At 66.6% G+C, this 22,557-nt stretch carries 24 protein-coding genes; 8 read left to right on the forward strand and 16 right to left on the reverse strand.

The features are described from left to right. Positions 1 to 15: 15 nt before the first annotated feature. From Q0Q02_RS14655 to acnA, 9 genes are all read right to left on the reverse strand, one after another. Positions 16 to 996: a lipid A biosynthesis lauroyl acyltransferase gene (locus Q0Q02_RS14655; protein WP_293810478.1), complete on the reverse strand. Its 981-nt coding sequence runs from the start codon at positions 994 to 996 to the stop codon at positions 16 to 18. A 212-nt stretch (positions 997 to 1,208) separates the two neighbouring features. After that, positions 1,209 to 2,231 carry a zinc-binding dehydrogenase gene (locus tag Q0Q02_RS14660; RefSeq protein WP_293810479.1) on the reverse strand — a complete coding sequence of 341 codons (1,023 nt, stop codon included), beginning with the start codon at positions 2,229 to 2,231 and terminating at the stop codon, positions 1,209 to 1,211. Positions 2,232 to 2,326: 95 nt separating this feature from the next. Beyond that, a complete protein-coding gene (locus Q0Q02_RS14665) occupies positions 2,327 to 2,572 on the reverse strand; it encodes a hypothetical protein (protein WP_293810480.1) in 246 nt (81 codons plus the stop codon). Between the two features lie 104 nt (positions 2,573 to 2,676). Beyond that, on the reverse strand, positions 2,677 to 3,423 hold the full coding sequence (locus Q0Q02_RS14670) for an SDR family oxidoreductase (RefSeq protein ID WP_293810481.1): 747 nt from the start codon (positions 3,421 to 3,423) through the stop codon (positions 2,677 to 2,679). Further along, entirely contained in the window at positions 3,420 to 4,700 is a 1,281-nt protein-coding gene (locus tag Q0Q02_RS14675; protein ID WP_293810482.1) for a beta-ketoacyl-ACP synthase, read from the reverse strand. Before Q0Q02_RS14675 ends, Q0Q02_RS14670 begins: the two co-directional genes overlap by 4 nt. An 11-nt stretch (positions 4,701 to 4,711) precedes the next feature. Then, entirely contained in the window at positions 4,712 to 5,845 is a 1,134-nt protein-coding gene (locus Q0Q02_RS14680; protein ID WP_293810483.1) for a beta-ketoacyl-ACP synthase, read from the reverse strand. Further along, positions 5,842 to 6,306 (reverse strand): 3-hydroxyacyl-ACP dehydratase FabZ family protein, encoded by a 465-nt coding sequence (locus Q0Q02_RS14685; protein WP_293810484.1) that lies wholly within the window; start codon positions 6,304 to 6,306, stop codon positions 5,842 to 5,844. Before Q0Q02_RS14685 ends, Q0Q02_RS14680 begins: the two co-directional genes overlap by 4 nt. 244 nt (positions 6,307 to 6,550) lie before the next feature. Next, positions 6,551 to 6,832, reverse strand: a complete 282-nt coding sequence (locus Q0Q02_RS14690) for an acyl carrier protein (RefSeq protein ID WP_047580420.1) — start codon at positions 6,830 to 6,832, stop codon at positions 6,551 to 6,553. A gap of 305 nt (positions 6,833 to 7,137) precedes the next feature. Beyond that, positions 7,138 to 9,837, reverse strand: coding sequence for an aconitate hydratase AcnA (gene acnA, locus Q0Q02_RS14695; protein WP_293810485.1), 2,700 nt, complete (start codon positions 9,835 to 9,837; stop codon positions 7,138 to 7,140). 235 nt (positions 9,838 to 10,072) lie between these two features. Between acnA and ccmA the strand changes: the two genes are divergently transcribed. The 5 genes from ccmA to Q0Q02_RS14720 all read left to right on the forward strand — a co-directional run bounded on the left by ccmA (position 10,073) and on the right by Q0Q02_RS14720 (position 13,014). Further along, a complete protein-coding gene (gene ccmA / locus Q0Q02_RS14700) occupies positions 10,073 to 10,696 on the forward strand; it encodes a heme ABC exporter ATP-binding protein CcmA (protein WP_293810486.1) in 624 nt (207 codons plus the stop codon). Next, complete coding sequence (gene ccmB, locus Q0Q02_RS14705) at positions 10,693 to 11,361, forward strand: heme exporter protein CcmB (RefSeq protein ID WP_293810487.1); 669 nt, start codon at positions 10,693 to 10,695, stop codon at positions 11,359 to 11,361. Before ccmA ends, ccmB begins: the two co-directional genes overlap by 4 nt. A 119-nt stretch (positions 11,362 to 11,480) precedes the next feature. Further along, the gene (locus Q0Q02_RS14710) at positions 11,481 to 12,242 is read left to right on the forward strand and encodes a heme ABC transporter permease (RefSeq protein WP_293810488.1); all 762 of its coding nucleotides are present in this window, start codon (positions 11,481 to 11,483) and stop codon (positions 12,240 to 12,242) included. Continuing rightward, positions 12,239 to 12,424 carry a heme exporter protein CcmD gene (ccmD, locus tag Q0Q02_RS14715; protein WP_293810489.1) on the forward strand — a complete coding sequence of 62 codons (186 nt, stop codon included), beginning with the start codon at positions 12,239 to 12,241 and terminating at the stop codon, positions 12,422 to 12,424. The genes Q0Q02_RS14710 and ccmD overlap by 4 nt, the downstream gene beginning before the upstream one ends. Beyond that, on the forward strand, positions 12,421 to 13,014 hold the full coding sequence (locus tag Q0Q02_RS14720) for a DsbE family thiol:disulfide interchange protein (protein ID WP_293810490.1): 594 nt from the start codon (positions 12,421 to 12,423) through the stop codon (positions 13,012 to 13,014). The genes ccmD and Q0Q02_RS14720 overlap by 4 nt, the downstream gene beginning before the upstream one ends. Before the next feature lie 154 nt (positions 13,015 to 13,168). On the opposite strand, the gene purQ is transcribed toward Q0Q02_RS14720, so the two are convergent. The 4 genes from purQ to purC form a co-directional block, all read right to left on the reverse strand. Continuing rightward, complete coding sequence (gene purQ, locus Q0Q02_RS14725; RefSeq protein ID WP_293810491.1) at positions 13,169 to 13,864, reverse strand: phosphoribosylformylglycinamidine synthase subunit PurQ; 696 nt, start codon at positions 13,862 to 13,864, stop codon at positions 13,169 to 13,171. 3 nt (positions 13,865 to 13,867) lie between these two features. Then, a complete protein-coding gene (gene purS, locus Q0Q02_RS14730; RefSeq protein ID WP_061966532.1) occupies positions 13,868 to 14,110 on the reverse strand; it encodes a phosphoribosylformylglycinamidine synthase subunit PurS in 243 nt (80 codons plus the stop codon). A gap of 84 nt (positions 14,111 to 14,194) precedes the next feature. Next, a complete protein-coding gene (locus tag Q0Q02_RS14735; protein ID WP_293810492.1) occupies positions 14,195 to 14,782 on the reverse strand; it encodes a hypothetical protein in 588 nt (195 codons plus the stop codon). 41 nt (positions 14,783 to 14,823) lie between these two features. Then, positions 14,824 to 15,618 (reverse strand): phosphoribosylaminoimidazolesuccinocarboxamide synthase, encoded by a 795-nt coding sequence (gene purC / locus Q0Q02_RS14740; RefSeq protein ID WP_293810493.1) that lies wholly within the window; start codon positions 15,616 to 15,618, stop codon positions 14,824 to 14,826. 315 nt (positions 15,619 to 15,933) lie between these two features. Here purC and Q0Q02_RS14745 point away from each other — a divergent pair, with 315 nt between their 5' ends. Further along, complete coding sequence (locus tag Q0Q02_RS14745) at positions 15,934 to 16,257, forward strand: DUF1476 domain-containing protein (RefSeq protein ID WP_293810494.1); 324 nt, start codon at positions 15,934 to 15,936, stop codon at positions 16,255 to 16,257. Between the two features lie 146 nt (positions 16,258 to 16,403). Next, on the forward strand, positions 16,404 to 17,183 hold the full coding sequence (locus tag Q0Q02_RS14750; RefSeq protein ID WP_293810495.1) for an aldolase/citrate lyase family protein: 780 nt from the start codon (positions 16,404 to 16,406) through the stop codon (positions 17,181 to 17,183). A gap of 183 nt (positions 17,184 to 17,366) precedes the next feature. On the opposite strand, the gene Q0Q02_RS14755 is transcribed toward Q0Q02_RS14750, so the two are convergent. Then, complete coding sequence (locus tag Q0Q02_RS14755; protein ID WP_293810496.1) at positions 17,367 to 18,011, reverse strand: DNA-3-methyladenine glycosylase; 645 nt, start codon at positions 18,009 to 18,011, stop codon at positions 17,367 to 17,369. A gap of 85 nt (positions 18,012 to 18,096) precedes the next feature. On the opposite strand from Q0Q02_RS14755, the gene gluQRS reads away from it, so the two are divergent. Then, entirely contained in the window at positions 18,097 to 18,993 is an 897-nt protein-coding gene (gene gluQRS, locus Q0Q02_RS14760) for a tRNA glutamyl-Q(34) synthetase GluQRS (RefSeq protein ID WP_293810497.1), read from the forward strand. A 5-nt stretch (positions 18,994 to 18,998) separates the two neighbouring features. Here the strand turns inward: gluQRS and Q0Q02_RS14765 are convergent, their stop codons facing one another. Together Q0Q02_RS14765 and Q0Q02_RS14770 are read right to left on the reverse strand one after the other, a co-directional pair. Then, complete coding sequence (locus Q0Q02_RS14765) at positions 18,999 to 19,916, reverse strand: AEC family transporter (protein ID WP_293810498.1); 918 nt, start codon at positions 19,914 to 19,916, stop codon at positions 18,999 to 19,001. A 110-nt stretch (positions 19,917 to 20,026) separates the two neighbouring features. Further along, a complete protein-coding gene (locus Q0Q02_RS14770) occupies positions 20,027 to 22,051 on the reverse strand; it encodes a M23 family metallopeptidase (protein ID WP_293810499.1) in 2,025 nt (674 codons plus the stop codon). Positions 22,052 to 22,557: the final 506 nt, after the last annotated feature.

Below are 22,557 nucleotides of genomic sequence, written 5' to 3' on the forward strand. Positions count from 1 at the left end.
GGCTTGCGAGGGAAATCACGTTGCCTTGAAAACCGGCACGGTCGCGCGGGCGTGATCGAATTCGGTCTGCGCCGCGGCCGAGATCATGTTGGGCCGCCAGCGGCGATGCATCCAGAGCCATTGCTCGGGATATTCGCGCACCCAGCCCTCGACGACGGCCGTCATCATCGCCATCGCGCCCTGGACATCGATCTCGCCATTGGTGTCGCGCGGCAGGTCGAGCGGCGGCGTCAGTTCCAGCCGGAAGCGGTGGTTCGGCAGGCGGATGACGCGCACGCCATGGACCGGGCATTCGAAGCGCCTGGCGAATTTGCCCATGATCGGATTGGTCAGCGCCGGGCGGCCGAAGAACGGCACCACGACGCCGCGGGTGAAATGCTGGTCGATCAGCATGCCGAGATGGCCGCCATTCTCCAGCACGCCCTGCATGGCGAAGGCCGCGCCTTGCTTCGCGGCGGCAAGCCCGCCCATCGCGCCGGAGCGGATCTCGTGGACGACGGCGGCGATCGCCGGGTCGTTGGGGGCGCGGAAGACGGCTGTGGTTTCGAGATCGTAGGCCTCGGCGCAGATCGCCGGCAGTTCCCAATTCGCGAGATGGGTCGAGAAGATCAGGCCGGGCTTCTCGTCGTCCTTGAGCGCGATGAAATGCTCGATCCCCCTGACCTCGACGCGCGAGGGCTTGTCGGGGTTGTGGTAATCATAGTCGAACAGCGCCTTGAGGTTGGCGTATTCACCGGCGACGCGGCCGAGATTCTCCCAGGCGCCGCGCGCGATGCGCTTCACCTCGGCCTCGCCCTTCTCGGGGAAGGCGGCGCGGATATTGGCGAGGGCGACGCGGTTGACCGGGATGAGCGGGCTTGCCGTGCGCAACAGCCAGCCGCCGAGATCGCTGGCGCGCTCGGGGCCGAGCAGGCGCAGGAACGCGAACAGGGTGCGGATCACACCGATCATCGCCGCCGCGCCGATGCGCGCGGCGATAGCCTTCAATCGTCTCAAGGTCGGTCCTGCCTCAGAGCAAGTCCGCGTTGCTGCGCAACGCACACCTGCTCTGCCATTTGTTTGGTCGCATTTTCTTCACGCGAACCGGTGCCCACTTCGCTTGAAAATGCTCTAGCTCGCCCGTGCCGAGAGCAAGACCGGGCCTCAAAAAGGCGATCTGGGGCAGGAAGCCGCTTGCGTCAAGCCCGGGCGGGGCAGGCCGCCTCTGCTCAGAAGGCGATGACGACCTTGCCGAAGACCTGGCGGCCCTCGATCCGGGCGAGGCCCTTCTCGAATTCGGCGAGCGGGAAGACCGAATCGATCACCGGCTTCATGCCGCCGGCCATCTTCTCCAGCGATTGCGCGATGTTCTCGATGCGGCAGCCGAAGGAGCCGGTGATGCGGTATTGCTGCTGGAAGAGCTGCATCAGGTTGATCGTCGCCGAGGGGCCGGAGGTCGCGCCGCAGGTGACGAGCCGGCCACCGCGCTTCAGGCAGAGCAGCGAGCCGTTCCAGGTGTCGGCGCCGACATGCTCGAACACGACATCGACGCCCTTACGGCCGGTGAGCTTGCGCACCACGCCCTCGAAGCGATCCTCGCGGTAGTTGATGACGTGGTCGGCGCCGAGCGCTTTGGCCTTGGCACCCTTCTCGTCGTCGCCGACGGTGGTGTAGACGGTGCAGCCGATCGCCTTGGCCATCAGGATCGCGGCGGTGCCGATGCCGGAGCCGCCGGCATGGACGAGCACGGATTCGCCGGGTTCCAGCTTCGCATTGTCGAAGAGCATGTGCTGGACCGTGCCGAAGCCGATCGGCGCGCAGGCTGCATCCTCGAAGGAGACGCCCTTCGGCGCCTTGATGGTGAGGCGGGCCGGGCGGTTGAGCAATTCGCGGGCGAAGCCGTCGATATGGAAGCCCATGATGCCGGCGACGTTCTCGCAGAGATTGTCGCGGCCCTCGCGGCAGGCCTTGCACTGGCCGCAAGTATCGGCGCCATAGGCGGTGACGACATCGCCCGGCGCGAAGCCAGTCACACCTTCGCCGACACAGACGATCTCGCCGGCCGCCTCGACGCCGGCCGCCTGCGGCATCTTGCGCTTGGCGAAGGCCATGCCGCGGAAGCCCCAGAGGTCGAGATAGTTCAGCCCGACCGCCTTGATGCGGATCTGAACCTCGCCCGGAGCGGGCGGCGGCGGCGGCTCGATCTCCTCGAGACGGAGATCACGGTCGCCATGGAGCTGGAGGGAACGCATGAGGGTATCAGGTCTTCCGAGACTGCCCGGTCATGGCCGGGGCGTAAAAGGTAAGGCGCGGGGCCGACGCGGCATCGCGGAATTCATCGTCGGCGTCAACTTTGCCGATCGCGATCGTGCTGCTTTCGGAAAACGGCCTCGACCTCTTCATCCGTTGCAAACTCGCCGCGATCTGCTGCTGCGATGCCTTCGCGAATCCTCGCAACGTCCGAGGCGTTTAGCTGAATGTAGCTCTCGATGGCTCTCGCGATGATCCATTCGGGCGAATGCCGCATATCCGCTGCCAACTTGGTCACCTGGCCCGCAAGGGCGGCTTCAACCTCGATTGTGACATCCACCATCGAACCCCCCGTCATTGCGAGCGTAGCGAAGCAATCCAGGCTCGTAGAACTCTACGCCCTCCTGGATTGCTTCGCTACGCTCGCAATGACGAAGAACAATGAACTCAGCGATGCACGCCGAGCTGCGCCGTCAGCCCGCCGTCGATCGGCAGCACGGTGCCGCTGATATAGGCGGCGGGCTCGCTCATCAGGAAGGCGGCAAGGCCTGCGACCTCCTCGGGCTTGGCGAAGCGGCCGGCCGGGATCTGACCCTGCATCTTGTCGCGGTAGGCGGCGTAGGGCGCCATCATGTCGGTGTCGACGAAGCCGGGCGCGATCACGTTGACGGTGACGCCGCGCTTGCCGGTCTCGACCGCGAGCGTCTTGGCATAGGAAATCAGCGCGCCCTTGGAGGCCGCATAGGCGGCGTTGCCGGGATTGCCGCGCAAGGCCGCGACCGAGCCGATCGCGACGATGCGGCCGGCGCGGGCGCGGATCATGGTGCGCATCAGGCTCTTGGCGAGGCGGGTGAAGGCCCAGAAATTGACCTGCATGGCCGCTTCGGCCTTGTCCTGCGCCATCATCGCGGCGAGCGAATCATAGGGCTGGCCGGCATTGTGGACGAGGCCGAAATAGGTCTCGCCTTCGCGCGCCTCGCAGAAGGCGTCGAGCGCTTCCTTGTCGGAAAGGTCGAGCGGCAGGGCCGTGATCGCCCGGCCGGGATGGCTCGCCGCGATTTCCTCGGCCAGCGCCTTCGCCGGGTCGGCAGAGGAGCGGAAGGTGAAATCGACGTCGTGGCCGGCCGCGGCGAGCGCGCGCACGATCGCGGCGCCGACGCCTTTGGCGCCGCCGGTGACGAGAATCTTGGTCATGCAGCCTCCGGAGGCGCCATCAGCACGAGGCAGGTGTTCTGGCCGCCGAAGCCGAAGGAATTGGAGATCACCGTGCGCACCTTCGCCTTGCGGGCCGTGTTCGGCACGACGTCGAGCGCGATGGCGGGGTCCGGGTTCACGTAGTTGATCGTCGGCGGGATCGTGCCGTTGGCGATGGTCATGAAGGAGATCACCGCCTCGACCGCGCCGGCGGCCGTCAGCGTGTGGCCGATCATCGACTTGTTCGAGGAGATCGGCAGGCTCGCCATGCGTTCGCCGAAGACGGCGGCGCAGCTCATCGCCTCCATCTTGTCGTTCTCGGGCGTCGAGGTGCCGTGGGCGTTGATGTAGTCGACATCGTCGGGCGTCAGCCCGGCATCTGCGAGCGCATCCTGCATGGCGAGAATGGCGGGCTTGCCGTCCGGGCTCGAGCGGGTGCGGTGGAAGCCGTCGCCGCGCTCGCCGCAGCCGGCGACGATGCCCAGAATGGTCGCGCCGCGCGCCAACGCGTGGTCGTAATCCTCCAGCACCAGGGCGCCCGCGCCTTCGCCCATGACGAAACCGTCGCGGTTCTTCGAGAAGGGTTTCGCGGCGCTTTCCGGCAAGTCGTTCTGGGTGGAGAGAGCCGAGAGCAGCGAGAAGCGGATCAGGGCCTCGGCATGGATCGAGCCGTCGGTGCCGATGCAGAGGGCGGCCTGGGTGTCGCCGCGACGGATCGCCTCGACGCCCATCTGGATCGCGGTCGCGCCGGAGGAGCAGGCGGTCGAGAGCGAGATCGGCGAGCCCTTGGTGCCGAAGCGGTCAGCGATATGGTCGGCGACACCGCCGAAGACGAAGAGCTCGTGCATCGCACGGTACTTGCCGGTCGCGGCGGCGCGCAGCAGGCCGTCATAATCGACCTCGCCGGAGACGGCCTGGGCCATCTCCTGCTTCTGCGGCCATTCCATTTCCACCGGGGGCACCGCCATGAAGAGTTCGCCGGGGAAATCGCCAGCCGAGCCGATGCCGCTCTGGCCGACGGCCTCCTCGGCTGCGAGCGTCGCGAGCTTCTCGGAGAGCTGGGGGGCCGTGAACGGGCCGTCGAACAGGAAATCGACGGTGCCGCCGATGCTGGTCTTCAGGCCCTCGGTCGGGAAGCGATCGATGCGGTGGATACCCGACTTGCCGGCCGTCAGCGCCTGCCAGTTGGTCTCCTTGCCCTGGCCGAGCGAGGTGACGACGCCGAGCCCGGTGACGGCGACGAGCGGACGGCCCTTGGTGTCGCGATGCGTGGTCATGGCTTCAACCCTCACGCTTGAACGAGATGCGCGGCGCCCTCGCCACGCCAGTGGCCGGCGCCGGTGACGATCGCTTCCTTCGCCTGTCCGGCTGACAGGGCGATTGCCGCCAAAGCCACCGAAACCGGGAAGGCGGCCTCGACGCCATGGCCGACAAGATCGCCGGTCGCGATGCGCTTGGCCGAAGGGGCGGCTGCGGCGATGGCCGCCGCTTCCTCACCGGTGATACCAGCGCAACCGGTCGCAGCGGAGATGGCGAGCGCTTCAGTGGCGACCGGACCGAAGCTGCCGAGCAGCTGCGTCAGGGCCGATTGGACGGTGCCGGCCGCGCGGCGGCTGCGGGTGGCACCCATATGGCTCAGCTTCGCATAGGCTTTGGCGCCGCGGGCGGCGGCGCGCTCGGCCGATTCCAGCACGAGGAAGGCGCCGGCGCTGCCGGTGATCAGGCCCGGCGCGTTCTCGCGCGCGAAGACCGGCTTGAAATCGTCGCGGTGCAGATAGCCGCCGAGTTCGAAGAGCAGCAGCATGTCGCGGCGCTCGGCGTTATAGGCGCCGCCGACCAGCATCAGGTCGGACTGGCCCGAAGCGATACGGGCATGGGCCGTGCGGATCGCGTCGACGCCGGCCTGCTCCTCGCCCATGAAAGTGCGCGAGGGGCCGGTGACGCCATGGACGATGGCGATATTGCCGGCGAGCAGGTTGGAGAGCTGCGCGAGGAAGAGCGTCGGCCGGAGATCGCTCATCAGGCGCTCGTTGAGGAAAGTGCCGGGCTCGTTGGCGCCACGCAACCCCTCCAGGATCGCCGCGTCGACGGCGTGATCGCGTTCACCGCCGCCTGCGGCGACGATGACCTGCAGGGCATTCTTCGCCTCTGCATCGTCCTTTAAGCCCGCGGAATCGAGGGCGAGGCCGGCCGCGTAGACGCCGAGCCGCTGCCAGGGCTCCATCTGACGCTGGTCGGATTTTTTAGGAATCTGCTTGTCGAGCTCCAGCGCTGCCAGCGGGTGGAGCGGGTAGGGTTTGAAGCTTTCGGTGTCGACGACCGGCGGGCCGCCGGCGGCGAGCGCGGCGGCATGAGCCTCGACGCCTTCGCCGAGGCTGGAGGCAATGCCGATGCCGGTGATGACCACGTCGCGGCGGTTCATGGGGCAGGCTCCGGCGTCAGGCCGATAGCTGTGATGCGGCTCTGCATCAGCGCGCGCATATCGGCGGGGAATGGCATCAGGCGGAAACGCAGTTCGGCATCGCAGATCGGCTTGCCGCCGCTCGTCAGCTTCGCCTTGGTCGCGGCGTAGCCGGAGCCCTCGATCACCAGCTCGGCGCTGGCTTCCAGCTCGGTCCGGGGCTCGACGAAAGTGCGGAAGCGCGCCTTGTCGACGGTCATCAGGAACGGCATCTGCGAAAGCCCGTTGAGGCCGAGCAGGAGATAGCCGGAAGCCTGCGCCATGGTCTCGGTCAGCAACACGCCGGGCACCAGCGGGTGGCCGGGGAAGTGACCCTCGAAGACCGGGCTCTCGGTGGGGACGGTGGAGCGCGTCACGATGCGCTTCTGCGACGGATCGAAGGTCACGACCCTATCGATCATGTCGAAATATTCGAGACGCATGCGATCCTTGACTCTGTGGGCTTGGAGCATAACCGCGATTCTTCGAAACGCGGATATGCTCCTACTCTTTGTTGGGTCGCATTTTCTTCACGCGAACCGGTGTCCACTTCGCTCGAAAATGCTCTAGAACGGCGCAGGGCCGCAGCACGGATCGGATGATCCGCGCGACGGCCCCTATGCTCTATCTGGAGCCGCGCGCCGGCTCAAGTCCGGCGGCAGCGGCAGGCGATCGCGCCTGGCTGATTTAGGCCTTCTTGGCAGCGACGAGATCGTCGATGCGCTTGCAGAGATTCTCGAGCACGAAATACTGCTCGGCCGGGGCCTTGCCCTCGTTGACTTCCTGCGTCCACTGCTCGAGCGGCAGCTTGATGCCGAAGGCCTTGTCGATCGCGAAGGCGATGTCAAGGAAGGCCAGGGAATCGATGCCGAGATCTTCGATCGCGTGGCTCTGTGGGGTGATCTTCTCCCGCGGAATATCGCAGGTCTCGGAAATGATGCCGGCGACCGTCTCGAACGTGGCGGACATGCTGCGGGTGCTCCCGTCTGTTGTCGGTGATGGCGGACGACATCCGAGCGCGGGAACTCGCCCTGCGCCTGCCCCTAGTCGCCACCGAGGATGACTGAACCGCCCCCTTACACTGCGGCGGGCGCGAGGACAACCGGCACCGCCTGTCCTTCTCCCCTTGCGGGAGAAGGTGGCTCGGCGGAGCCGAGACGGATGAGGGGTCTCTCAGGCGGGAATCGTCCGTGACGTGAAGAGGTGGACGATTCAGGTCGGCGCGACCCCTCACCCCAACCCTCTCCCGCAAGGGGAGAGGGAGCAGGTCGAGCTTACGCGGCGAGGCCGCGCAGCACGTAATGCAGGATGCCGGCATTCTTGAAGTAGTCGATCTCGTCCAGCGTATCGATGCGGCAGAGGATCGGCACCTTCTTCACCGAGCCGTCGGCATAGGTGATCTCGGCTTCCATCATCTGGCGCGGCTTGACGTTGGCGAGGCCGTGGATGGTGACGCTCTCGTCGCCCTTCAGGTCGAGCGAGGCCCAGCTTGTGCCTTCCTGCAGGGTGAAGGGAACGACGCCCATGCCGACCAGGTTCGAGCGGTGGATGCGCTCGAAGCTCTGGGCGATCACCGCCTTGACGCCGAGGAGGTTGGTGCCCTTCGCCGCCCAGTCGCGGGAGGAGCCGTTGCCGTATTCGACGCCGGCGAAGATCACCAGCGGCACCTTCTCCGCTTGGTACTTCATCGCCGCGTCGTAGATCGGCAGCTCTTCCTTGCTGGGATAGTGGATGGTGTAGCCGCCCTCGCGGCCGTTCGGACCGAGCATGTGGTTGCGGATGCGGATATTGGCGAAGGTGCCCCGCATCATCACCTCATGGTTGCCGCGGCGCGTGCCGTACTGGTTGAAGTCGGCCACCGCGACACCGTTCTCGGTCAGGTAGTGACCGGCCGGAGAGGCGGCCTTGATCGAACCGGCGGGGGAGATGTGGTCGGTGGTGATCTTGTCGCCGAACAGGCCGAGGATCCGTGCGCCCTTGATGTCGCCGATCGCGGCCGGCTTCTTGCCCATGCCCTGGAAATAGGGCGGGTTCTGCACATAGGTCGAATCGTCGTCCCAGGCATAGGTCTCGCTCTTGGGGGCGTCGACCGCCTGCCAGTGCGCATCGCCCTTGAAGACGTCGGCGTACTTCTCCTCGAACATCGCGCGGGTGACGTTCTCACGGATGAAGCTCTGGATCTCCTTGTTGGAGGGCCAGATATCCCTGAGATAGACGTCCTTGCCGTCCGAGCCCGTGCCGATCGGCTGCGTGGTCAGATCCATCTGGACGGAGCCCGCGAGCGCATAGGCGACGACCAGCGGCGGCGACGCCAGGTAGTTCGCCTGCACGTCCGGCGAGACACGGCCTTCGAAGTTGCGGTTGCCGGAGATGACGGCGCCCGCGATCAGGCCCTTCTCGTTGATCGTCTTCGAGATCGGCGCCGGCAGCGGGCCGGAATTGCCGATGCAGGTGGTGCAGCCGAAGCCGACCAGGTTGAAGCCGAGCTTGTCGAGATCGGTCTGGAGGCCGGACTTGGCGAGATATTCGGCGACGACCTGCGAGCCGGGGGCCAGCGAGGTCTTCACCCAGGGCTTGACCTTGAGGCCCTTGGCGATGGCGTTGCGGGCAAGCAGGCCGGCGGCCATCAGCACCGAGGGGTTCGAGGTGTTGGTGCAGGAGGTGATGGCGGCGATGACGACGTCACCATGGCCAAGGTCGAAATCCTCGCCCTCGACCTCAACGCGGCGCGCGATCTCGGCGCCCTTCTTGTAGTCGCTGTCCATGGCGGCGGCGAAGCCGGCCTTGACGCCGGAGAGGTCGACGCGGCCTTCGGGGCGCTTCGGGCCGGCCATCGAAGGCTTGACCGAGGAGAGATCGAGCTCGAGCGTGTCGGTGAAGACCGGATCGGGCGTCTCGCGGGTCGCGAAGAGGCCCTGCGCCTTGCTGTAGGCCTCGACCAGCGCGATGCGATCCGCCTTGCGGCCGGTGGTGGTGAGATAGTCCAGCGTCTCGGCATCGACCGGGAAGAAGCCGCAGGTCGCGCCGTATTCCGGGCCCATGTTGGCGATGGTCGCGCGATCGGCCAGCGTCAGGTTGTAGAGGCCGGGGCCGAAGAACTCGACGAACTTGCCGACGACGCCCTTCTTGCGCAGCATCTGCGTAACGGTGAGCACGAGGTCGGTCGCGGTGATGCCTTCCTTGAGCGAACCGGTCAGCTTGAAGCCGATCACCTCGGGCAGCAGCATCGATTGCGGCTGGCCGAGCATCGCGGCCTCGGCCTCGATGCCGCCGACGCCCCAGCCGAGAACGGCGAGGCCGTTGACCATGGTGGTGTGCGAGTCGGTGCCGACGACCGTGTCGGGATAGGCAACCTCGACCTCGACGCCGTCGATGGTCTCCTTGCGGGTCCAGACGGTCTGGGCGAGGTATTCAAGGTTGACCTGATGGCAGATGCCGGTGCCGGGCGGGACGACGCGGAAATTGTCGAAGGCGCCCTGACCCCACTTCAGGAACTTGTAGCGCTCGGCATTGCGCTCGTATTCGAGCTCGACGTTCTGGGCGAGCGCCTTGGGCGTGCCGAACTCGTCGACGATGACCGAGTGGTCGATGACGAGATCGACGGGAACGAGCGGGTTGATCTTCTGCGGGTCGCCGCCGAGCGCCTTGACGCCGTCGCGCATCGCGGCGAGGTCGACCACGGCCGGAACGCCGGTGAAGTCCTGCATCAGCACGCGCGCCGGGCGGAAGCCGATCTCCTTGCCGGCGGTGCCCTTGTCGTCGAGCCAGGCGACGAAGCCCTCGATGTCGGCCTTGGTGACGGAGCGGCCGTCCTCGAACTGCAGCAGGTTCTCGAGCAGCACCTTCATCGAGAAGGGCAGCTTCGAGATACCGGGCAGGCCGTTCTTCTCGGCATCGGGGAGCGAGTAATAGGTGTAGGTCTTGCCGCCGGCGGTGAGCGTCTTGCGGGCTTTGAAGGAGTCGAGCGAGGCCATTCGGGCTTGATCCTGATCAAGGGGTTGCGGTCGCGACCGACATGTCTTCAAGGGATACTGCCCTTGCGGACGCTGCCGTTCGAAGGCCTAATGCGCATGACGCGCGCGCCGCCTCGGGAGTGCCCGAGCCCCGCGCCGGATCGGCGTGCGGCGTAGCCGCGGGTTCTATAGAGCAATTCCAAGAAGCGCGCTAGATGAACGAAATGAGCTCGAACGCATCCGCGGCAGCGCTGGCTTGAAACCCGCTTCCTTCCCTCCGACCAGCCTTTACGCCGAAGATCTCGCCTGCCGTCGCGGCGGCCGGTTGATCTTCGAAGGGCTGAGCTTCACGCTGCAATCTGGCGAGGCGATCGCACTCACCGGCCGCAACGGCGCCGGCAAGTCGAGCCTGATCGCCATGCTCTGCGGGAGACTTAGGCCCGATGGCGGGAGCATCCGGCTGGAGGGTGCCGAGGACGAGGCCGATCTCGCGGAGATGTCGCATCTGGTCGGCCACCGCGATGGGCTGAAGACGGCGCTGACGGCCCGCGAGAATCTCGCCTTCGCACAGGATGTGCTGGGGAACGCCGCCGCGACGCCGGACGAAGCGTTGGCTGTCGTCGGGCTCGGCCATGCCGCGGAATTGCCGGCCGGCTATCTGTCGGCGGGGCAGCGGCGGCGGGTGGCGTTGGCGCGGCTTCTGGTGTCGCGCCGTCCCTATTGGCTGCTCGACGAGCCGCTTTCGGCACTCGACACGGCCTCGCAGGCGATGGTTGCCGGGTTGATGCGGGATCATCTGGCCCAAGGCGGCGCGATCCTGGCCGCAACCCACGGCCCGCTCGGGATCGAGGGCGCGCGCGAAGTCAGGATCGGGCCGTGAGACGCGCCTTCTTCGCCATCCTGAAGCGCGATCTGGCGGTCGCAGGCCGGGCCGGGGGCGGGGGCGAGCTTGCGCTCGTCTTCTTCCTGACGCTCGTCGTGCTCGTGCCCTTCGCGCTCGGTCCCGATCTCAACCTGCTCTCGCGGATCGGGCCGGCGATCCTCTGGCTTGGCGCGTTGCTTTCGGTGCTGATCGGGCTCGACCGGTTGTTCCAGAGCGACGAGGAGGACGGTTCGCTCGACCTGATCCGTGCCTCGGCCCTGCCGCTGGAGCTCGCCGTTCTGGCCAAGGGGCTGGCGCATTGGCTGACGACAGGGCTGCCGCTGGCACTGGTCTCGCCGCTGCTCGGCCTGCTGGTGGCACTGCCGGGAGAGGGCGTATTGCCGCTGGTCGCGACGCTTCTGGTCGGCACGCCGGCCTTGAGCTTCATCGGGGCGGGCGGGGCGGCGCTGGCCGCAAGCTTGAGGCGCGGCGGATTGATCGTGCCGGTGCTGGTCGCGCCCTTGACGGTACCGGTGCTGATCTTCGGCGTTTCCGCCGCCAACGCGGCCGTCGGAGGCACCGTGCCCTTCCTGACGCCGTTCCTGATCCTCTGCGCGATCTCGCTGGGCGCGATCGTGGTCGGCACGGTCGCGGCTGCTGCGGCGCTGCGATCGGCCGATTGAACGGTGCCCCTCCGGTTCGTGATGTCGCAGCCCCGCAGCATCCATTGCTTGGAACCCGTCGAGATTGCTAAAGCTTCCGCCATGGCGCTCAAGCTCCCGCAACTGACATCGCCGGCATCATGGCCAGCCTGATCGACCTTGCCAATCCGACGCGCTTCATGCGCTTCTCGGCCGCGTTGCTGCCGTGGCTTGCGGCCATTGCGGCGTTGCTCATCGCTGTCGGGCTCTATCTCGCATGGTTCAGCGCGCCCGCCGATTACCAGCAGGGTGAGACCATCCGCATCATGTTCATCCATGTGCCGGCCGCCTGGCTCGCCATGATGTTCTATTCGATGATGGCGCTCTCGGCGCTCGGCACGCTGGTCTGGCGCCATCCCCTGGCCGATGTCGCGCAGAAGGCGGCGGCGCCGATCGGGGCCTGTTTCGCGCTGATCTGCCTGGTCTCCGGCGCGCTCTGGGGCAAGCCGATGTGGGGCACCTATTGGGTCTGGGACGCGCGCCTGACCTCGGTCCTGGTGCTGCTCTTGATCTATCTCGGCATCATCGCGCTTTGGCGGGTGCTCGACGATCCCTCGCGCGCGGCGCGTGCCGTTGCCATCCTGACGCTGGTCGGCTTCGTCAACGTGCCGATCATCAAGTTCTCGGTCGACTGGTGGAACACGCTGCACCAGCCGGCCTCCGTGCTGCGCATGGGCGGGCCGACGATCCACCCCTCGATGCTCTGGCCGCTGCTGATCCTGGCGATCGGCTTCACGCTGTTCGCGCTGGCGCTGCACATGGTCGCGATGCGCGCGGAAATCATGCGCCGGCGCGTGCGGACGCTGACGATCCTCGAGGCCGAACGGCTCGACCGGCTGGCGGCTCAGGGAGTGCCGGCATGAGCGGGCTTCTCGACGGCATCGGGCCGCATGCCGGCTTCATCCTGGCGTCCTATGGTGTCGCAGCGCTCGTTCTCGCCGGTCTGACGCTGGCGATCCTGCGCGATCACGCTGCCCAGAAGCGGGCGCTCGATGCGCTGGAGCGCCGCGGCGCCGGCCGCCGCTCAGGCCGGGAGATGGCATGAGCCAGGTCGAACCCGCGCCGCGGCGGCGTTCGCCGCTGGTCTTCCTCGCGCCGCTGATCATCTTCGGCGGGCTCGCCATCGTTTTCGCCGTCGGGCTGTTTACCGGCGACAAGAGCAAGGTTCCCTCCGCTTTGATCGGTCGTGTCGCCCCGGCGATCACGCTCGCGCCGCTCGAAGGGCTGCAGCGGGACGGCAAGTCCGTGCCCGCTTTCGGCAATGCCGACCTCGCGAGGGGGAAGCCGACGCTGGTCAATGTCTGGGCGAGCTGGTGCGCGCCCTGTCGCGTCGAGCATCCCGTGCTGATGGGGCTCGCCGAGACCGATGCGGTGAAGCAGGGCAAGGTCGCGCTGGTCGGGATGAACTACAAGGACGAGGCCGAGAATGCGCGGCGTTTCCTCGGCGCGCTCGGCAACCCGTTCTCGGCGGTCGGGGTCGATCAGGCGGGGCGCGGCGCGATCGAATGGGGCGTCTACGGCGTGCCCGAGACCTTCGTCATCGGGCCGGACGGCCATATCCTCGACAAGCATGTCGGTCCGCTCGACCAGATGGCGGCGAGCAAGCTGCTGCAGCGGGCGCTGAAGGGGCGTTAAGCCGCCGTCATGCTCGGGCTTGACCCGAGCAGCTCATGACCCGTTTCGTCATTCCGGGCGACCGAAGGGAGACCCGGAATCCATCATAGGGTGTCGTACTCTGCATGGATTCCGGATCGGCGCCGCTTCGCGGCTTGTCCGGAATGACGCTGTCTCAGGCCGCGCGCTTGGAACCGACCAGGCTCTGGAACAACCCGCGCCCATCCGTGCCGCCGACCAGCGAATCGATCAGGTTTTCCGGGTGCGGCATCAGGCCGAGCACGTTGAATCCGGGCGAATAGATGCCGGCGATATTGTTGAGCGAGCCGTTCGGGTTCGCCGCCGGGGTGACGTTGCCCTCGGCATCCGCATAGCGGAAGGCGACGAGGCCTTCGCCTTCGAGACGGGCGAGCGTCTCGGCATCGGCGATGTAGTTGCCCTCGCCATGAGCGATGCAGACATCGATGGCCTGGCCCTTGGCGTAGGCGCGGGTAAAGGCCGTGTCGTTGCGCTCGACCTTGAGGTGCTGGCGCTTGCAGACGAATTTCAGATGAGCGTTGCGCACGAGGATGCCGGGCAGCAGTCCCGCCTCGCAGGCGATCTGGAAGCCGTTGCAGATCCCCAGCACATAGCCGCCGCGGGCGGCATGGGCGCGGGTCGCGTCCATGATATGGGCGCGGCCGGCGATGGCGCCAGTGCGCAGATAGTCGCCATAGGAGAAGCCGCCCGGCAGCACGACGAGATCGGTCCCATCAGGCAATTCGGTATCGCCGTGCCAGACATGGAGGACCTCGGCGCCGGCCTGCTTCAGCGCCTTGGCGACGTCGCCGTCACGGTTGGAGCCGGGAAAGGTGATGACGGCGGCTTTCATCGCTCAGGCTCCGATCTCGACGCGATAGTTCTCGATCACGGTGTTGGCGAGGAGTTTTTCGCAGGCGGCCTTGAGGGCGGCCTCTGCGGCGGCCTTGTCCGAGCCCGAGAGCTCGATGTCGAAGACCTTGCCCTGGCGCACCGACTCGACGCCGGCGATGTCGAGCGACTTCAGCGCGCCTTCGATCGCCTTGCCCTGCGGGTCGAGCACGCCGTTCTTCAGGGTGACGGTGACGCGGGCTTTCATGGGGATCTCCGGACGCGGATTGTTACGGGGTGCTTTAGAGGCGAATCGGGCCGGGCTCAACCGTTTCCCGCCGTTTCACGTGAATCAGCGACTGCGCCAGGCGGCTTCGGCGTCGCGGCGAGCGGCTTCGGCGGTTTCGCTCACGCCGAGTGCGACGACGAGACGATCGGCCTCGCGCCCGTAGAGGATCGCGGTGACCGCCTCGCGACTCGCGGTGTCGAGCGAGCGGATCGTGACGAGCACGCCTTTGGCCTCGGCTGAATCGATGCGAGCGACATCCGTCATGCTGCGGCCTTCCGGTTTCGCTTCCGGCTTCTTCTTCAGCTTGCGCTGGGCCTTGCGGCGTTCGGCAGCCTTTGCCGCTGCAAGCTGAGCGAAAGCTCGCCCGAGGCTTGCTGGACTTTCCGACAGGGCCTTTTCCATGTCGCGGGCCTGCGCGCCTTCAAGGGCGATCACGGCAGCAAAGCCTTGGCGCGCGCAGCTTTCACGCGGGCAGAACACCATCGAGCGGGCTTCCAGCCCCTCATTCAGCACCCAGGAGCCGATCGGCAGGGGTTGCCAGCCCTGCGAGGCCGGCAGGTCGGCGATGCCCGGCCCGAAATGATGCGAGCAGGCGCCAAGCAGGAGGCTGCCGATGAGAGCCAAGGTCGCGACATGAAAACGGGAGCGCATGCGCTCCCGTCTCATGGGCAACAATGGCACGGCGATGGCGCTCACTTCACGAGGCGCGGGCCGGTCGGGCCAGGGTTCTCGTTCTCGCCGAGAATGCCGAGGCGGCGGGCGACTTCCGAATAGGCTTCGATCAGGCCGCCCATGTCGCGACGGAAGCGGTCCTTGTCCAGCTTGTCCTTGGACTTGATGTCCCAGAGACGGCAGGAATCCGGGCTGATCTCGTCGGCGACGACGATGCGCATCATCTCGCCTTCCCAGAGGCGACCCGTCTCCATCTTGAAGTCGACGAGGCGGATGCCGGCGCCGAGGAAGAGGCCGGAGAGGAAATCGTTGACGCGGATGGCCAGCGCCATGATGTCGTCGATCTCCTGCGGCGTCGCCCAGCCGAAGGCGGTGATGTGCTCTTCCGAGACCATCGGGTCGTTCAGCGCGTCGTTCTTGTAATAGAACTCGATGATCGAGCGCGGCAGCTGCGTGCCTTCCTCGAGGCCGAGGCGGGTTGCCAGCGAGCCGGCGGCGATGTTGCGCACGACGACTTCGAGCGGGATGATCTCGACCTCGCGGATGAGCTGCTCGCGCATGTTCAGCCGGCGGATGAAATGCGTGGGCACGCCGATATCATTGAGATTCGAGAAGATGTGCTCGGAGATGCGGTTGTTGAGCACGCCCTTGCCGTCGATCACTTCATGCTTCTTGGCATTGAAGGCGGTGGCGTCATCCTTGAAATGCTGGATCAGCGTACCGGGCTCGGGTCCTTCATAGAGGACCTTCGCCTTGCCTTCGTAAATGCGACGGCGGCGATTCATGGGTATGTACCGTGGCTTGAGGAAATCCAAAGGTCGGCCCTTCTCTGGACGCGATGGGGTCGCGGCGGGATCTGGCCCCTGATCTGTTCTTGTCCGGTGCCGCCGGCCTGCCGGACTCGCCTCGCACGAATCCAGTGGCGACAACGGTGCCAACTGCATGCGCGGGAACCGGAGGCGCCCTCGCGCCTGCTATATGGAGTGTCTGCGCCGTAAACGCAACAAATCGGCGTTTGGAGGCTTGCGGACGCTTAAAGACCACTGAAGACGGCGATCGAGGCTGGCCCTCGCCCTGCCGGCAACCTATATGGTTGGGTGGTACACTCTCTGAAAGGACATGGACGCCGCATGACGACTTTCGACCAGCGCAAGGACGCCTACGAGAACAAGTTCGCCCATGATGAGGAGCTGCGCTTCAAGGCGACCGCCCGGCGCAACAAGCTGCTCGGGCTCTGGGCTGCCGAGAAGCTCGGCAAGAGCGGCGCCGAGGCGGAGGCCTATGCCAAGTCGGTGGTCGTGGCCGATTTCGAGGAAGCCGGCGACGAGGACGTGGTGCGCAAGGTCAAGAACGACTTCGCGCTCGCCGGCATCGTCGTCGCGGATACCGAAATCCGGACCGTGATGAGCGAGCTGCTGATCAAGGCCGCCGACGAGATCCAGGCAGGCCGGTAAGACTCTGCGGCCGGGCGCATCCCGGCTGACGCAGGACGTCTCTGAAACGGGCGCATGGGCGCCCGTTTGCATTTCAGGGCGGGCGCGGGGCAACCTGCGTCGGCCGCCGCCCCTGTCCGAAGCGCGGCCCGAAACGGATACACATCATGGCCAAGTCCACCGTCCTGTCCTCCCTCGCCGATCGCTTCGCCAAGGGGGACAGCATCGTCTCGGCCTGGTGCGGCTTGCCCGATCCTTCCGTCTCGGCGACGCTGGCGCAGGAGGATTTCGACGCGATCACGCTCGACATGCAGCATGGGCCGATCACTCTGGCCGAGGTCATCCGCGCCATTCCCTTGATCAACGCCGCCGGCAAGCCCGTGATCGGGCGCATTCCGGTGGGCGAGTTCCAGAATGTCTCGAAGCTGTTCGACAGCGGCGTCTCCGGTGTCATCGCGCCGATGATCAACACGATGGAGGACGCGCGCCGCTTCGCTGCCTACGCCAAGTATCCGCCGATGGGCGAGCGGAGCTGGGGCAGCTATGGCGGCCTCGGCGCTTCCGGTCTCGACCAGAACAGCTATCTCAAGGCCGCCAACAGCTTCTCGATGACCTTCGCGATGATCGAGACGCGCGAGGCGATGGCGATCGTCGACGACATCCTGGCGCTGGACGGGATCGATGCGCTGTTCGTCGGGCCGTCCGACCTGTCGATTGCGCTCTCCGGCGGAGCGAAGGTCGATGCCACCGCGCGCGAGGTCGACGAAGCGCTCAAGCATGTCGTCGCCCGCGCCTCGGCGGTGAACAAGCCGGTGGCCTTCTATTGCGCGACGGCGGAGCGCGCCAAGCAGGGCCTCGCCATGGGTGCGCGCATGGTCACGGTGATGAGCGATTCCGGGATGCTGAAGGCGGCCGCGCAGGCGGCGCTGAAGATCACGCGGAGCTGATCCAAGATCGCGTCCCCTCGCCTCTCGCTTTTACGAGGAAACACGCCGTCATCCCGGGCTTGACCCGGGATCCATTCCGGAGCGTCGCCGATCAAAGTTTCGGCATGGATCCCGGATCTCCGCTTCGCTGCGTCCGGGATGACCCGCGGTTCCACGCAGAGACAGCGTGCCATCGCCGGCGCCTCAGGCGTTGATGCCCTCGCGGCGCTTCAGGAGGGCGTAATCGGCCCAGAGCAGCCGCGCGGCGACGCCGCGCCAGGGCCGCCAGGCCTCCGCCATGGCCTGGAGCTCGGCCGGCTTCGGGCGAGCCGTGAGGCCGAAGGCGTGGCGGGCAGCTTCCTGGATGGCGAGATCGCCGGCGGCGAAACCGTCGCGATGTCCGAGGCAGAACAGCAGATAGACATCGGCCGTCCAGGGACCGATGCCGGAGATCGACGTCATCTGCGCATGAACCTCCTCGGGCGAGGCGTGATCGAGCGTCTCGAAGGCGAAGCGGCCTTCGACCAGCGCGGTCGCGAGCGCGAGCAAGGTGCGCTGCTTCGGCCGCGACAGGCCGGACAGGCGCATATCGTCATCCGTCGCGGCCAGCACGCGCTCGGGCGTCAGCGGCACGAAGACGCCGGCGAAGCGGTTCCAGACGGCCCGCGCGCTGGCGACCGACAATTGCTGCGAGACGATGATCGCGGCGAGGCCGGGAAAGCCGCCCTCCCGCAACCTGAGCGGCGGCAAGCCGGTGCGCGCGACGATGGGCTGCCAATCCGGGTGAAGGGCGACCAGCGCGGCCATCCCTTCCTCGAGATCGGCGTTTGATGTGATTCTCTCGATCATGATCCCGATATCGATGGCAGAGGCGACGGCTTTCGTCAGCAGGGAGCCGCTTGGCGTAGATGCGCGCAATCCCTAGACAGAAGAGATGGCGTCCGCTCCCCCCGATACCAGCAGGCCGGTTTTCCGCTTCGCTCCGAGCCCGAACGGCCGCCTCCATCTCGGTCATGCGTTGTCGGCCCTGACCAACGAGGCGCTCGCGCGGCGTTTCGGCGGGCGCCTGCTGCTGCGGATCGAGGATATCGACCTGACGCGCTGCCGGCCGGAATTCGTCGAGGGTATTGAGGAAGACCTCGCTTGGCTCAGTATCCGGTTCGAGCCGGGCCTTCGCCGGCAATCCACCCATTTCGAGGATTATGCGGCGGCGCTTGCGAGCCTGCGCCGGCGCGGGCTGATCTATCCGTGTTTCTGCTCGCGGCAGGAGATCCGCAACGTGGTCGCTGTGCGCGAGGCGGAGACCGGGCGGCTCTGGCCGGTCGATCCGGATGGCGCGCCGCTCTATCCCGGCCTGTGCAAGGGGCTCGATCCGCGTGAGGCGGCGCGTCGCGTCGGGGCCGGGGAGCCGCATGTGCTGCGGCTCGACATGGCAGCGGCGATCACCGCATCCGGGCAGCCGTTGAGCTACACGGTCTTCGATCTGGAGGGCGGCGAGCATCCCGTTCCCGTCGCGCCGGAGCGCTGGGGCGATGTCGTGCTCGCCCGCAAGGATGTGCCGACGAGCTATCATCTTGCCGTCACCGTCGACGATGCACTGCAGGGCGTGACCCATGTCGTGCGCGGCCGCGACCTGGAAGCCGCGACGGATGTCCATGTCCTGCTGCAGAGCCTGCTCGGGTTACCGACGCCGCTCTATCATTTCCATCGCCTGTTGCTCGACGACGAAGGGCAGAAGCTCGCCAAGAGCCGGGATTCGCAAAGCCTCGCGGCCTTGCGGGAAAGCGGCATCACCGCGGCGGATATTCGCCAGCGGCTCGGCTTCGTCTGACCTATTCAGCCGACGCCGAGGAAAGTCAGCCAGGCCGCGGTCGAGAACAATGAAAGCAGGGTCGAGAGCGTGATCGCGCTCGATGCGTCGGCGACGCCCTGCCGATAGCGCTCGGCAAAGAGATAGGCGTTGATCCCGCAAGGGCAGGCGGCGAAGAGCACCGCAACGCCGGACCAGTGCGCCGGCATCTCGAAGACCCGCGTCGCCAGCCAATAGACCAGGAGGGGATGCAGGCCGAGCTTCAGGCCGCTCAGCACCGTCGGCAGGGCGAGCCCGGATTCGAGGCCGTAGCGGCGCATGGCGATGCCCAGGCTGATCAGCGCGCAAGGGACGGCCGCGCCGGAGAGCAGATCGACCAGCGTCCAGGCTGGCTCAGGAATATACGCAATGAAGGGACGTACCGCCGAGCCGAGCAGGATGCCGATGATGATCGGATGGGTGAAGAGGCGCTTGATCAGCAGTGGGATCGAGGCCGAACGCCCTTCCGCCAGCAGGGTCGCGACCGTCATCGTGACCGGCAAGTGGATGGCGAGCAGCAGGCCGAGGGGCACGGCACCGGCATCGCCATAGGCCTTCAGGATCATCGGAACGCCGACGAAGACGGTGTTGGACTGGGCCGCGGCGAAACCGGAAACGACCAGCTCCGGGCCCTTTCGGGCGAAGAATTTGGCGGCGATCACCATCGCCAGCGCCCAGACCACGGCAAGTCCGGCGAAATAGGCGATCCAGTAACCCCAGGGCTGCGTCACCGGGATATCGGCCTTGGCCAGCGTGCGGAACAGCAGGCAGGGCACGGCGAGGACGAAGACGAAATCCGACAGGCCCTCGCCGGTAGTCTCGCGCAGCAGCTTGGTCCAGCGCGCGAGGTAGCCGAGGCCGATCAGCCCGAAAACGGGCAGGACGACGAGGAGGGAAGCGAGCATGGCTTCTGAACTCGCGCGAGAGAAACACCTGCTTCCGCGGTGTCCGCTTGCGCGCGCCCTGTCAAGCCGCGGGGGCGTGACGAGCGGCCGAACGCTCCGCGGTCATGCGCTCAGCGCAATTGCGCGAGCGTGCCGCCGGCTTTCTCGATCAAGCCACGGATCTCGTCGCGCTGGCGCTTGAACTCGGCCAGTGTCGGGCCTTGCAGCTCGCGCCCGCGCGGCACGCGGATTTTCATCGGATTGACGAAATTGCCGTTGACCTTGACCTCGTAATGCAGGTGCGGACCGGTCGAGAGGCCGGTCGAGCCGAGATAGCCGATAACCTGGCCCTGCCGCACCTTGGCGCCTTTCACAATGCCGTTGGCGAAATTCGACTGGTGCGAATAGGTGGTGACGTAGCCGTTGGCATGTTCGATCACCGTGTGCTTGCCATAGCCGGACGACCAGCCGGCTTCCAGGACGGTCCCGTTGCCGGCGGCCAGGATCGGCGTGCCGATCCGGTTCGACCAATCGACGCCGGTATGCATCTTCGAATAGCGCATGATCGGGTGGTAGCGCATGCCGAAGCCGGAGCGCAGCTCGCCATCGGCGATCGGCTTGCGCAGCAGGAACTTCTTCAGCGATTTGCCCTCTTCGTCGAAATATTCGATCAGCCCGTCGTCCGGGGCCTGATAGCGGAAGACGCGACGCGTCTCGCCATTGACCGTGAGGGTTGCGGACAGGATCTCGGCCCGCTCGCTCTCGTCCTCTTCGGTGAAGATCACCTCCAGATTGTCGCCGCCATGGACCCGCTGCTGGAAATCGAGATCGTAGGAGAAGATGCGGACCAGCTCGTCGATCAGCGGGCGCGGCAGGTCGTGCCGCGCGCCGGTCTCGTAGAGGCTCTCATAGAGACGGGCGCCGCCGGAGTCCTCATCCTCGTCGCCATCCTCGGTGTTGCGCCGCTGCGGCTTCTGCGGGCCGGCCACATCCTGGCGCGGCAGGTCGACGGGAACGAAGGCGCCCTTGTCGTTCATCGCGATGGTGCCGTCGGGTTGGCCGTTGCTGAGCAGCGAGACGCGCATGATCTGCCGGGGATCGACGGGGCGAGGGCCCGGTGCATAGAGCACCTGCAGCACCTGGCCGTCGGGCAGAGCCGAGGTGCGGATCTTGCCGCCGAAGGCTGCGATCATCGTCCGGATCTGCTCGGGCGCGACGCCGGCGCCGCGCATGACCTGCTCGAAATTCTCGCCGCGCTTGGCCATCAGCAGCTTGTCCTCGACGAGCGGCTCGCGCGAGGCGGGGATCGGCGTCTTCGGCGCGTTGGTGACGTTCTCCGGGACGACGCGAACCTCGATGCCGGAGAAGCGGGTGTCCGTCGCGGGCGCATAGGCGAGGATGTCGGTGCCCGGCGTCGCCGTGCCGGTCAGCGTGCGGCTCAGCATCAATTGCGGCGGGATCGGCAGGGCGCGCTGGCGGCCTGAATTCGCCAGGTTGGCGCGCTCTTCCTCGACCTGCGAAATCACCTCGGCGTCGCTGAGCTGGGGCTTGCCGGAGGGTAGGGTCAGGTCGCTGAGATCGCGCTTGACGATGGTGACGTCGGCATCCGGCATGTCCTGGGCCGGCTCGGCATAGCGCTCCTCGGGCTGCCCGCCCTCGGCGAAGAGGCGCAGCGGATTGAAGGGCGGTATGTTGGTGGCATAGACGCCGGTGGTCAGCGACAAGTTGGAGGCGAGACGTACGAAGGGGCGGACGCGAATGACCTCGCGGTTGCCGGCGCGCTGCGACATCGGCGCCTTCAGCGTATGGCGCGCCGACATGACCGGCTGGTCGGCTACCAGCTTGTCGGCCTTGCGCGCTCCGCCGCCATCGCCTGCGGCCGAGGAGGCGCGGATGGCGACAGTCTCGGGCTGCTCGGGATAACTGGTATCGCCGCGCATCGCGACCAGGATCGCCGCGCCGAGCAGGGCGGCACCACAGGAGCCGACGAGGGCGCAGGCGAAGAGCCAGCGCAGCGAGACGCCGCGGCGGTCCAATGGTTGCTGGCGCGAATCCCCGGGCTGGATCGGCGGCTCGATGCCGAGGTCGACCAGCAGGGCCGCCGCCTCGGGGGCAAGCGGCTCGACCGGCTGTGCGAACTCGGGATGGGCGTTCATGGGGTGGCGGCTGCTTCTTGCGGGCTGTCTCGAAACCTCGATGGCAACCTCCGCTGCGGCGAAGGCGCCTTGAGCGCATCCTGACGAAAGTGCGCCAGGACCATGCCCGTGCCGGAAGCCGGAATCAATCCGTTCAGCCGTGGACGATCTCTTGTGCTGGGAGATTGCGGCTGTTTTGGGAAATGGCCGGCGCCCGGAGCGCGCACGCGCAAGCGCGTACCCTAAGCCGCCGGATACCGCCGGCCTTTCGTCTGCCGAAGGCCGCGGCTCGGGAGGCTGGGCGTTCGAAGGCGCGGTGGAGCCATTTCGACGAAAAACTTTGCATCGCAACAGGACCGATTGCGCGGAATGATCCTTGGCGCCCAGTCAGGCCAATCCGGGACCCCGTCAGAAACGTGAGAAAAGCGGTCTCCGAGCGGGCTTTGCGGGGTTGGGAAAAGAGAAATCCGGTCCGTCAAAAAAACTTCATCGAGCGTGTTGACTTGTGCTCTGGGCGTGTCCTATAA

The organism is uncultured Allobosea sp. (genome assembly GCF_945956895.1).
Lineage (GTDB): Bacteria > Pseudomonadota > Alphaproteobacteria > Rhizobiales > Beijerinckiaceae > Allobosea.